11 protein-coding genes and 1 pseudogene are annotated in these 11,699 nt (G+C 62.4%); 3 read left to right on the top strand and 9 right to left on the bottom strand.

The window, feature by feature from the left end:
* Positions 1 to 98 (bottom strand): annotated as a pseudogene (locus tag QM600_RS27500) (rRNA maturation RNase YbeY); the annotation flags it as partial.
* Positions 99 to 146: 48 nt separating this feature from the next.
* Positions 147 to 1,235, bottom strand: coding sequence for a PhoH family protein (locus tag QM600_RS27505; RefSeq protein WP_502943122.1), 1,089 nt, complete (start codon positions 1,233 to 1,235; stop codon positions 147 to 149).
* Positions 1,236 to 1,579: 344 nt separating this feature from the next.
* On the opposite strand from QM600_RS27505, the gene QM600_RS27510 reads away from it, so the two are divergent.
* The gene (locus QM600_RS27510) at positions 1,580 to 1,789 is read left to right on the top strand and encodes a hypothetical protein (RefSeq protein ID WP_283264932.1); all 210 of its coding nucleotides are present in this window, start codon (positions 1,580 to 1,582) and stop codon (positions 1,787 to 1,789) included.
* Positions 1,790 to 2,106: 317 nt separating this feature from the next.
* Positions 2,107 to 3,309, top strand: a complete 1,203-nt coding sequence (locus QM600_RS27515) for a putative Ig domain-containing protein (RefSeq protein WP_283264933.1) — start codon at positions 2,107 to 2,109, stop codon at positions 3,307 to 3,309.
* A 156-nt stretch (positions 3,310 to 3,465) separates the two neighbouring features.
* Here the strand turns inward: QM600_RS27515 and dmpG are convergent, their stop codons facing one another.
* From dmpG to QM600_RS27530, 3 genes are read right to left on the bottom strand one after another with little or no spacing between them, the layout of a single operon-like run.
* Positions 3,466 to 4,494, bottom strand: a complete 1,029-nt coding sequence (gene dmpG / locus QM600_RS27520) for a 4-hydroxy-2-oxovalerate aldolase (RefSeq protein WP_283264934.1) — start codon at positions 4,492 to 4,494, stop codon at positions 3,466 to 3,468.
* A complete protein-coding gene (locus QM600_RS27525) occupies positions 4,491 to 5,435 on the bottom strand; it encodes an acetaldehyde dehydrogenase (acetylating) (RefSeq protein WP_283264935.1) in 945 nt (314 codons plus the stop codon). Before QM600_RS27525 ends, dmpG begins: the two co-directional genes overlap by 4 nt.
* Entirely contained in the window at positions 5,432 to 6,259 is an 828-nt protein-coding gene (locus QM600_RS27530) for a 2-keto-4-pentenoate hydratase (protein WP_283264936.1), read from the bottom strand. Before QM600_RS27530 ends, QM600_RS27525 begins: the two co-directional genes overlap by 4 nt.
* Positions 6,260 to 6,329: 70 nt before the next feature.
* On the opposite strand from QM600_RS27530, the gene QM600_RS27535 reads away from it, so the two are divergent.
* On the top strand, positions 6,330 to 7,091 hold the full coding sequence (locus QM600_RS27535) for an IclR family transcriptional regulator (RefSeq protein WP_283264937.1): 762 nt from the start codon (positions 6,330 to 6,332) through the stop codon (positions 7,089 to 7,091).
* Between the two features lie 17 nt (positions 7,092 to 7,108).
* Here the strand turns inward: QM600_RS27535 and QM600_RS27540 are convergent, their stop codons facing one another.
* The 4 genes from QM600_RS27540 to dnaJ form a co-directional block, all read right to left on the bottom strand.
* The gene (locus QM600_RS27540) at positions 7,109 to 7,882 is read right to left on the bottom strand and encodes an alpha/beta hydrolase (RefSeq protein WP_283264938.1); all 774 of its coding nucleotides are present in this window, start codon (positions 7,880 to 7,882) and stop codon (positions 7,109 to 7,111) included.
* Between the two features lie 14 nt (positions 7,883 to 7,896).
* On the bottom strand, positions 7,897 to 9,135 hold the full coding sequence (locus QM600_RS27545) for a L,D-transpeptidase (RefSeq protein WP_283264939.1): 1,239 nt from the start codon (positions 9,133 to 9,135) through the stop codon (positions 7,897 to 7,899).
* 482 nt (positions 9,136 to 9,617) lie between these two features.
* Positions 9,618 to 10,379: a 16S rRNA (uracil(1498)-N(3))-methyltransferase gene (locus tag QM600_RS27550; RefSeq protein ID WP_283264940.1), complete on the bottom strand. Its 762-nt coding sequence runs from the start codon at positions 10,377 to 10,379 to the stop codon at positions 9,618 to 9,620.
* A gap of 2 nt (positions 10,380 to 10,381) precedes the next feature.
* A complete protein-coding gene (gene dnaJ, locus QM600_RS27555) occupies positions 10,382 to 11,536 on the bottom strand; it encodes a molecular chaperone DnaJ (RefSeq protein ID WP_283264941.1) in 1,155 nt (384 codons plus the stop codon).
* Between the last annotated feature and the right edge of the window lie 163 nt (positions 11,537 to 11,699).

The raw sequence follows: 11,699 nt of genomic DNA on the forward strand, positions 1-11,699 counted from the left end.
GGATGGACATCCATCCGAGCGATCACGAAACGGGCAACGCTGATCAACTCCGGTTCGGAGATGTCCATGCCCGATTCGTTCGAGACCTCGATGCTCATGTGCGACGCTCTTTCCTGGGAAAAGTAGGGGTTGGTGCGTCGCTCAGCCTACCGTCGCGGTGAATGAGCATGCGCAGCGCGGCGCTGCGCCCGATTACTGAACGTCCCTTCCCTGTCATGATCGGACTCGTGGCGCTCGTAGGCGTCGACGATGTCGGCGACCAACCGGTGACGCACGACGTCACTGCTGTCGAGCTTCGCGAAATGGATATCGTCGATGCCCGTGAGGATTTCGGCGGCGGCCCGCAGACCGGAGCGCGCTCCCCCGGGCAGGTCGACCTGCGTGACGTCGCCGGTGACCACGATCTTGGAACCGAATCCGAGACGTGTGAGGAACATCTTCATCTGCTCGGCCGTTGTGTTCTGCGCCTCGTCCAGGATGATGAATGCGTCGTTGAGTGTGCGACCGCGCATGTACGCGAGCGGCGCGACCTCGATGACTCCCGCTGCCATCAACTTGGGGATCGCTTCGAGATCCATCATGTCGTGCAATGCATCGTGAAGCGGCCGCAGATACGGGTCGATCTTCTCGTGCAGCGTGCCGGGCAGGAAGCCCAACCGCTCGCCGGCTTCGACTGCCGGCCGGGTCAGGATGATGCGCGAAACCTGCTTGGCCTGTAGTGCCTGCACGGCCTTGGCCATCGCCAGGTACGTCTTGCCGGTGCCGGCGGGTCCGATTCCGAAAACGATGGTGTTCTCGTCGATGGCATCGACGTATCGCTTCTGATTGAGAGTCTTGGGCCGAATGACCTTGCCACGTCGCGAGAGGATATCGAGGGAAAGCACCTCGGCCGGAGATTCACCGACAGGGTTGGTGAGCATTCCGACGATTCGACGAACGGCGTCGGGCGCAATGGGCTGACCCCGCCCGGCGAGTGATGCCAATTCCCCGAACACACGCTCGGCGAGCGCAACGTCGGCGGGTGTGCCCGATAGCGTGATGGTTCCGCCTCGTACGTGGATATCAGCCCCGAGTGCGCGCTCGAGAGCAGTCAGATTTTCGTCGGTCGATCCCAGGATCTGACGCACGGTTTCCGGTGCCAGTTCCATGCTCGATCGGACAATGCGCTCTTGCGGTTGAGCACGCTCGGTGATGGTGGTTGCACGGTTGGCGCCGAATTCACTGTGTTCACTCACGTGGAGAATATGGCCTGCTTCCTGGTCCGAAAGAGCCCACTCGACTTGTGAGCATCGATACTTCGAAGTCTAGCGCCGGAGTCCGACACGGCCCACTTGTTAATCCGCGAGCTGAACGGACAGTTGCGATTCTCGGATCTGTCTGAGAAATCTTCCGACCTGAGTTCTTCACCCACCGATGCACCCTGCGTAGGTAAATTTCACATCCGGTTTCACCCTCTTTCCCACTTTTACCCTCGCCGGTTGACCTTGCATGGGGGCATAACTCGGCATTCCCCTACACCGGTGCCATCGACCCGTCGGGCTTCCGAGTCTTCGGTACCGCTTCCGGGTCTTCAGTACCTATGTCTCCGCCGAGAGGGCATCCCTGTGACTACATCTCCCCTGCGGTCACTGTCACCGCCGGCCTCGAGCAGAAACGTGCGAACGTCGATACCGCAGCGCTCCGACGCCGTCTCTCCTCCGGGAACGAGGCAAACGGATCGACCACTGCGTTCTCGGCTATTACCACTCCGCGACAACGTAGTCCGGCGGTGATCCGCGGCGCACCGTAGACGCCGTCGGCGGTGCCTACGCCGACACGATCTCGGCCATCAGTTAGGCCGGCGGTCTGGCGTTACTCGTGGACACAGTGCTCGTCGCGTTCATCCTGCCTGGCAAGCAGGCATCTGGACAAGAATGAACGACGAAGGGACAGTATGTTTTTCTACCTGAGCTTTTCACCCACTGCTTCACCCTCCGTGGGTAAATTTCACATCCGGTTTCACCCTCTCTTCGCGATAGTGCACTCGCAGGCAAGGGTTGAATATCGCCTATGAAAACACTTGATCGTCTCCACAGACCGTACCGAGGCAATCGACTTCGAGGTCTGGTGGCCGCACTTGCCGTCGGGACTCTTGCCCTCGGAACCGCAAGCGTGGCTGTCGCCGCACCCGACGGAGTGCCCGTCGCCCATCCCGGCACCATCAGCATGTGGGGAAGCACCCACACCGTGCCGACCGACACCGATATCACTGCCATCTCGACTGGCTGGAGCCACTCCGTGGCACTGAAATCGGACGGTCACATCGTCATGTGGGGAGGCACCGGCGTTGGACAACGTAATGACCTCCCCACTGACGGTGGATACATCGCCGTTGCCGCCGGCTGGGAGCATGCCGTGGCACTCAAAGCCGACGGTCACATCGTCACCTGGGGAAGCAACGCAAAGGGGCAACGCAACGATGCCCCGACGGGCGACGGCTACATCGCCATCGCGTCCGGCTGGAACCATTCAGTTGCACTGAATGAGGACGGCACAATTGTCACCTGGGGAAACAGTCAAAGTGGGCAGCGTAACGGCGCCCCTACCGGCGACGGCTACACAGCGATTGCCGCCGGTGGAGAGCATGCTGTGGCACTGAAAAGTGACGGCTCCATTATCACCTGGGGAGGCAGTTCCTCCGGAGAGCAAGAAGATCATCCTGTGGGCCCCGGTTACACAGCGATTGCCGCCGGCGGTTACCACTCCGTGGCACTGAAAGCCGACGGCACCATCACCATGTGGGGCGCCAACACCAATGAGCAACGCGACCAGGTCCCCACCGACGGTGGTTATACAACCATTGCCGCCGGCTTAGGCCATTCCTTGGCGCTGAAAACTGACGGCACCATCACCATATGGGGAAATAACGAAAGCGGGCAGCTAACCGGCATCCCCACCGGCAACGGCTACGCTGCCATCTCCGCCGACAGCAACCACTCAGTGGCGCTGAAATCGCAAACGTCACCGACCATTACCGGGACCCCCGACCTCTCTCTGGTCAACAGTCCCTACGAGTATCGGTTCACCGTCACCGGATACCCCACCCCGACTGTCACCCACACGGCAGGCACCCTCCCGACCGGGCTGAACCTCTCCACTGCCGGTGTTCTGTCCGGAACACCCACCGTTGCAGGGACATACACGTTCTCCGTGACCGCCGGCAACGGTGACGGCAATGACGCGACCCTCCCCGTGGTCTTCGCCGTCAACGAGGCTCCGGTCACTCCCGAACAGCCGTCGCTCGGATCGCTCGAGGGCTTCGGGTCTTGAACAAGGCGCCCTGACCGCAACGCCACCGGACCACCGAATCATTCCGACGTTCAGGGAAGTCTGCGAGGCGCGGGCGGACGCTCTACGAGTACGGGCCCGAGAAACTAATCGGGCGCTGTGACCGTCATGGTCACAGCGCCCGAAGATTTAGTGATGTCAAGCAGATTCGCGGTCACGGTCCGCTGCGAGCGTGAGTGCGATGTCGACGATCATGTCTTCCTGACCACCCACGAGACGACGCTTTCCGGCCTCGAGCAGGAGGGTGCGAACATCGATACCGTAGCGCTCCGACGCCGTCTCTGCGTGACGGAGGAAGCTCGAGTACACACCGGCATAACCCAACGTGAGGGTCTCGCGGTCGACGCGAACCGGCCGGTCCTGCAGTGGGCGGACGATGTCGTCGGCAGCATCCTGCAGAGCGAACAGGTCGCAGCCGTGCTCCCACTCCTCGATGTTGGCGACGGCAATGAATGCCTCGAGCGGGCAGTTGCCGGCACCGGCACCGTGGCCGGCGAGCGACGCGTCAACACGGGTCACACCGTTCTGCACTGCCACAACGGAATTGGCGACCGACAGCGAGAGGTTCTCGTGCGCGTGGATACCGATTTCGGTGCCCTCGTCGAGAATATCGCGGTACGCGCGAACACGATCCGCAACGTCGTTCATCACCAGACGTCCACCCGAGTCGGTGACGTACACGCAATGCGCGCCATACGATTCCATCAACTTGGCTTGCTTCGCCAACTCGTCTGCCGGCGCCATGTGGCTCATCATGAGGAAGCCCGAGACATCCATGCCCATTTCGCGGGCGGTCTCGATGTGCTGTGCGGAGACGTCGGCCTCGGTGCAGTGAGTCGCGACGCGGACGGAACGAACACCCAGGTCGTAGGCCTGCTTGAGGTCACGGACGGTGCCGACGCCCGGCAGCAGGAGCGTGGTGAGGCGGGCATGCTCGAGCGCGTCGGCTGCTGCCTCGATCCACTCCCAGTCGGTGTGCGATCCGGGACCGTAGTTGACTGATCCACCAGCGAGACCGTCACCGTGAGCGACCTCGATCGCGTCGACGCCAGCGGCGTCGAGCGCCGTGACGATCCGCTTGACGTCGGTCGGCGAAATACGGTGCCGCACAGCATGCATGCCGTCGCGGAGAGTGACGTCCTGGACGAAGATCTTGCGGTTGCTCACTTGGCTGCTTCTTTCTGCTGTGCGATGCGCTCCGCGATCTGCATTCCAGCGGACGTCATGATGTCGAGATTGCCGGCGTAGGCAGGCAGGTAGTGCGCGGCACCCTCGACTTCGAGGAACACCGACACCTGGTGGGTCGGACGGTTACCGTCGGCGAGCAGAGTCTCGACCGGCTGGTCAGCCGGGATCTCGGTGATCTGGACTTCCTGCTTGAGGCGGTAGCCCGGCACATAAGCGGAAACGTCGCCGACCATCTTCTCGATCGACTGACGGATCTCCTCGTGAACAACCGGATCCGGGGCGTCGACGAGGCAGAAGACGGTGTCGCGCATGATCAACGGCGGCTCAGCCGGGTTGAGAATGATGACAGCCTTGCCGCGGCGCGCTCCGCCGACGGCCACAATCGCCTCGGACGTGGTCTCGGTGAACTCGTCGATGTTGGCTCGTGTGCCGGGGCCGGCTGACTTGGAGGCGATGGACGCGACGATCTCCGCGTACGCCACCGGGACCACCCGTGCGACGGCGGCGACCATCGGGATCGTGGCCTGGCCGCCACACGTCACCATGTTCACGTTGGGCGCGTCCAGGTGCTCGTCCGCATTGACGGCCGGCACGACGTACGGGCCGATTGCGGCGGGCGTCAGGTCGATCATGCGCTTGCCGAATGGCGCCAGACGAGCATTGTTGGCGACATGTGCCTTCGCAGACGTCGCGTCGAAAACGATGTCGATCTCGTCGAAGTTGGGCATCGCGACGAGTCCCTCGACACCCTCCGCTGTGATCGGCACGTTCAGGCGCGCCGCGCGGGCGAGTCCGTCCGACGCCGGATCGATGCCGACCATGGCACCCATCTCGAGGTAGTCGGAATTACGCAGCACCTTGATCATCAGATCGGTGCCGATGTTGCCCGATCCGATGATCGCGACCTTGACCTTGCTCATGCGTTGTCTCCTTCGCTGGAAAAGCTGGTGGTGACCGGTTCGAATCCGGATACGTTGACGGTGACGGAATTTCCGGCCCCGACCGGTGCCATCGGGCCGAGTGCACCCGAGAGGATGACCTGGCCGGCTGTCAAAGGCTGGCCGAGGTCACGGGCGGTGCGGGCGAGCCAGACAACTGCCTCGATCGGATCACCCAAGCACGCGGTTCCGACGCCGGTGGACACCTCGACACCGTCGACGGTCATCGACATGACCACCGAAGCGGGTTCGACCTCGGCGAGCGTGCGGCGCTGCGTTCCGAGGACGTACACGCCGGACGACGCATTGTCCGCGACCGTGTCGCCGAACTTGATGTCCCAGTTCTCGATCCGGCTGTCGCAGATTTCGATTGCTGCGACTGAGTATTCGATCGCGTCGCGGACCTGGGCGTGGTCGAGCGGTCCGTCCACGAGGTCGGCACCGAGCACGAAGGCTACTTCGGCCTCGACCTTAGGCTGAAGTAGGCGATTCATCGGAATGGTTCCGCCGGCGGGGAACTCCATGTCGGCGTACAGGACTCCGAGGTCAGGCTGGTCGACACCGAGTTGCTGCTGGACGGCCACCGAAGTCAGGCCGATTTTGCGACCGACTACGACGGCGCCCGCGTTCCGACGAATTTCGTCGACACCGCGTTGCACGGCGTACGCGGCGACGAGGTCGTCGCTGCCGATCAGGTCCCGCACGGGGTCGCAGGGCACACCGGTCGAGATGGCAGTCGCGAGGCGATCCGCGGCAGCGGCGATGTCGGCTTCGCTCGCTGTACTGGTATTTGAGGGCTGGCTCATGACACCTATGATTCAGGCTCCCTACCCGTCGACGCCAGGCTATCGTCTCGCTCAGCGATACGATCGACGAATGACCGATGGCGCGAACCTCGATACGGTACTTGGCAAAGCAGTGACAATCCTGCGTGCCTTCCGCCCCGACGACCACGTTCTACCTCTCGCTGCCCTGGTCCAACGGACCGGACTGCACAAAGCGACCGTACATCGCCTCGCCAATGAGCTGGTTGCGAACCGGCTACTGGACCGCGTCGACGGCGGCTACCGCCTCAGCGGTGGTTTGTTCGAACTCGGCATGCTCGCGTCTCTCGAGCGCAGCCTATTGGAAATGGCGATGCCGTTCCTGCAGGATCTGTACGAGCGAACCCACGAAACCGTGCATCTCGGGGTACGCGACGGTCACGACGTCGTATATATCGCGAAGATCGGCGGACACCGCCAAGTCAACTCTCCCTCCCGCACCGGTGGACGAATCCCGTTGTATTGCACGGCAATCGGCAAAGCCCTGCTTGCGTACGCCGACGCGGACTTTCGCCGCGAAGTTCTGTCGACACCCATGGCCCGGCGTACCCCTCACACGATCGTCGCGCCCGGCATCCTCAACAGCCAACTGGACAAAGTCGTCGAGACCGGAATCGCCTTCGAGCGCGAGGAATCGAAGCAGGGCATCGCGTGCGTCGCCGCTCCTGTCTTCGGAGCCAACGACAAACTTGTTGCCGCGATCAGTGTCACCGGCCCCACGAGTCGGTTCCGACCCGAAAGTCAGGTCGCCGTCGTCCGCGCGGCCGCCGAGGGTTTGCACAGCACAATGGATCGCCGCGAGCGGCTCAGGTAGGAACGCGAACGGCCGCCTCAGCTCGTGGCGGCAGCTGAATCCTCGGCGCGAGCAAGGACCACATCGCGAGAAACTCGCCAACTCTGCGTTGTCGGTGAGAGAAACGCATCGTGCCCTTCACCCTCGATTACATGCAGCGACACAGGATCACCAACAGCCTCGGCTGCTTTCACATACCGCGCACTGACCTTCGGCGACACTTGCACGTCGTCGGAGCCAGTTACGCAGATAACCGGCACACCGATCGGCAACCGATGTTGCGGCGACGCACTGCGATACAGATCAGGGTCGGATTCGAACGGAACCCCGAAAAGATCCTCGATGTAGCTGATACGACGACCCCGCTCGGCCGCCGACGCCAGATCCAGTGCGGCGGCCTGGGCGACAACACTCTCCGGGCGCGTGAATACGTCCTTCTCCCCCGCCAACCAGACCGCGAGATGGCCGCCGGCCGAGTGCCCGACCAGACGAACCTGCGCAAGGTCGAACTCCACCGAAGAAGCCTCGGACACAATTCCGGGAATCGCGTCGTACGCAGCTTTCACATCCGCTGACATCTCCGGCCAGCCACCACCGGCACCGAGACGCCGGTACTCGATGTTCCAGACGGCCACTCCGCTACGAGCGAGTTCGGCGGCAAATGCGGTGCCGAGACTCAGGCTGTACTGCCCGCTCCAAAATCCACCGTGGATAGCCATCACCACCGGGACCGGGCCGACTGCACCATCGGGAACATAGAGATGCCCGAACTGCTGGTCATGGGTACCGTAGGAAATCTTGATGCGAGACATGGGGGGAATCTAACTCAGGCGAGTGCGCTGCCGGCAACCCACTGATCCCACGAGAGTGACCAGTCGCCGTTCTGCCAGACCTCGAGGGGCACTCCGCCGGTGTTCTTGATCTCGACTACGTCACCGGGCTGCGAGAAGTCGAAGAACCACTTGGCATTAGCCGCACTGAGATTGAGGCAACCATGCGAAGTATCGGTGTTGCCCTGCGCCCAGACTGTGCTCTCGAGCTCGTGGAGGTAAATGCCGTCGTTGCTGATGCGAGTCGCCCAGTTGATGGATTCCTTGTACCCGAGTCGCGAATTGATGGGTAGACCATAGGTGGACGAGTCCATGATGACCGGGTTGGCCTTGTCCAGCACGGTATAGGTGCCGGGCTGCGTCCAGAACGAAAGTGTGGTTCCGCCAATTGTTTCGGTGCCGCCCATGCCCATGGACGTCGGCATTTCCTTGACCACCTGCCCGTTCTCGTACACGGTCACCATCTTGGTGTTGTCGTCGGCAATCGAGACGTGGGAATCACCGATATTGAACGCAACCGTGTCGTCCTGCTCGCCGTACAGTCCCTTGCCCAGTTCCTTACCGTAGATATCCGCCTTCACCGAGACTGTGGTGCCGGGTGCGTAATAGTTCTGCGGGCGCCAGTGAACGTTCTGACTGTCCACCCAGTACCAGGATCCCAGCACCGGCGGATTGGTGGTTACCGTCAGAGACTTCTCGGCTGCAGCTTTGTCACCGATCGACTCGTCGAAGTGAACAGCAACAACTGTGCCGACGCCGTACGTGCCACCGTCCGAGATGGACGCTCCACCGGTGGTGTTGATGTACGCGCGCGTCTGATTGCTCGGCGCAACGGTCGTGAGCGTCGTATCCTTTTTTGTTGCAACACCATTCGCGTCGATGGCAGCAACCGTCAAGTCGTAGGTCTTACCGTATCCGAGCGGCCCACTCGGCTTCCAGGCCGTCTTGTCCGGAGTGATGATTCCGGCAACGTCCTTACCCTCGGGGTTGGTGAGGGTGACACTCGTCAATGTGCCCTTGGTTACCTCGACGGTAATCGGATCGAGCGGATTGATCGGAGCACCGCCGTCAGCCGGCGATACCGTGACAACTGCGTCGCTGGCCACCGTTGTCGTGATTGCACTTGCCGAGGGGCTCGCATTGTCTTCCGAGGATATCGTGCACCCCGCAGCCAGCATCATTGCCGCGACGGCCGCCACCGCACCGGCAACTCGCTTGTGCGTCTGTGAGCGCATCATGCCTCCTGTAAATCTCCGAACGACTACCTCCGACGAGATGCCGTCGGCCACTCAACGATAGTGCCCATAGCTGACACACCGCTGAGCGCAGGATCCGAACCACTCGAGATTGTGACTCGCGGAACCCTTCCGGACGTTTCGGAGCGAACATTTCGCTACCCGAAAGTGCACCATTTTCTGTGACAGGGTTTGGCCTACCGCAACCCGAAGACGAGAGGTCGTGACCGGCAGTGATCTCGACGTGAACCTCAATAATGTTGGCGCAGTTCCGGATTTCGATGATGTCACTGTCGGAGGCGGAGACGACCTGCCCACCGGTCACACGTACGCTTCGCCCTTCGGGCGCGCGAACGGACGCTGCCAGCCCTGGCTGCCGATCGCAAGCCACCGTGAAGTGGTGGCTCAGCCACATCGGAGCGACAGTAACCCACGCAGTGACAGCTTCGGAGCAATATCTGGACAATTGTCCATCAATAGGATCAGTGCAGTGGGCGTGGGCCCCAACGATCGGTCAACACCCCGATGGCACCCAACGCCACGGCACCGGCCGTCGAAGTTCGCAAGACAGTCGGACCCAACAGGACCGGTGTGGCACCAGCCTCCGAGAGTGCCGCGATCTCCGAATCATCGAGCCCGCCTTCGGGACCGACAACGAGGAATACTTCATCAGCGCTTGCCAGCGGAAGAGCGGCCAACGGCGTCGTCGCAGATTCGTGAAGTACCGCGACTACAGCGCCGCGCGACACCGCATCGCGAACCAGCGCAACAACGGCCGGTGTCTTGTGCAGCTGCGCGATATCCGGAACGAATGCCCGGCGCGACTGCTTAGCCGCCGACACCGCGGCACTACGCCAACGCTCGACGCCCTTGGTGAGTTTGGGGCCTTCCCACTTTGCGACGCATCGCAGTGACTGCCAGGGAATAACTGCGTCGACGCCGGCTTCGGTCGCCAACTCCACAGCCAACTCGGACCGCTCGGCCTTGGGCAAAGCCTGAACGAGAGTCACCAGTGGTTTCGGCTGCTCGAGCACCTGAACGTCCGAGACCAGAAGTTCGAGTCGATCCTTGCCGACGCTTGTTACCTCAGCGTCGGCTACGCGGCCCCGGCCGTCGGCGAGCACAAGACGCTCGCCGACACCGATCCGGCGGACGGTCGCCGCGTGGCGACCTTCCTGACCGTCGAGAACTGCTGTCTCCCCCACACCCGGAACGGGGTCGAGGAAAAAGACCGTCGCAGCCACTGTCAGCGGCCGCTGAATGCTTCGCGAAGACGCGAGAACAATCCGCCGCTGTTCTGCGATCCGGACGACACGACCTCGGCCTCGTCACGATCGCGGAGCAACTTGAATTCCTTGAGCAGCTTGGCCTGCTTGTGATCGAGGCGGCTGGGGACGACTACCTCGAGGTGAGCGTGGATGTCGCCGCGCGCACCGGATCGCAACTTCGGCATTCCGTGTCCGCGCAGGACAGCAACATGGCCGGGCTGCGTTCCGGGCTCGATGGTGATTTCCTTGGGTCCGTCCATGATGGTGTCGACGGTGACCGTGGTGCCCAATGCCGCATCAATCATGGGAACGCGGATGGTGCAGTGCAGGTCTTCGCCGTCGCGGACAAAGATCTCATGCTGCTGTTCGACGATTTCGACGTACAGGTCGCCGGGGTGTCCGCCGCCGGGGCCAACTTCACCCTGTGCGGTCAACCGGATACGCATACCGCCGGCAACACCGGCCGGAACCTTCACGGTGATGTCGCGCTTGGCGCGGACGCGGCCGTCGCCACCACACTTGTGGCAGGGGTCGGGGATGGTTTCGCCGGCGCCGCGGCACGTCGGGCAGGGACGCGAGGTCATGACCTGACCAAGGAAAGAACGCTGAACGGACTGCACTTCGCCGGCACCATTACAGGTCTCACAACGAACGGGCTTGGAATCGCCGTTGGTTCCGGCGCCGGTGCAACCGTCACACAGGATTGCCGTCTCGACGGTGACGTGCTTGCTGACGCCCGTCGCACATTCAGCGAGGGTCAGCTTGGTACGAAGCAACGAATCGGCTCCGGGCTGCACGCGGCCACGCGGTCCACGGCCTGCGCCGCCTCCGCCGCCGAAGAATGCCTCGAAGACGTCACCGAGGCCGCCGCCTCCACCGAATCCACCGCCGAAGCCGCCACCGCCGCCTCCGCCGGATTCGAGGGGATCGCCGCCCAGGTCCACGATTCGCCGCTTCTCCGGATCGGTCAGAACCTCGTACGCAGTCGAGATCTCCTTGAACCGGGCCTGCGCTTCTTCGTCAGGGTTGACGTCCGGGTGCAGTTCGCGGGCAAGTTTGCGGTATGCGCGCTTGAGTTCTTGGTCGGTCGCGTTCTGGTTGACGCCGAGCAATCCGTAGTAATCCCGTGCCACGTTTTTTCTCTCGTCCTTCTCTTACTTCTAGTTTTCCTCGAACCTCACGAAGAGGAGTGCCGACTGGTGTCGACGCCCGTCATCGCTCGGAGAGAACTTCACCGATGTATCTGGCAACGGCGGCAACCGATGCAATTGTTCCCGGATAGTCCATCCGAGTGGG

Origin of the sequence: Rhodococcus sp. IEGM 1379 (assembly GCF_030056815.1) — a bacterium.
GTDB lineage: Bacteria > Actinomycetota > Actinomycetes > Mycobacteriales > Mycobacteriaceae > Rhodococcus_F.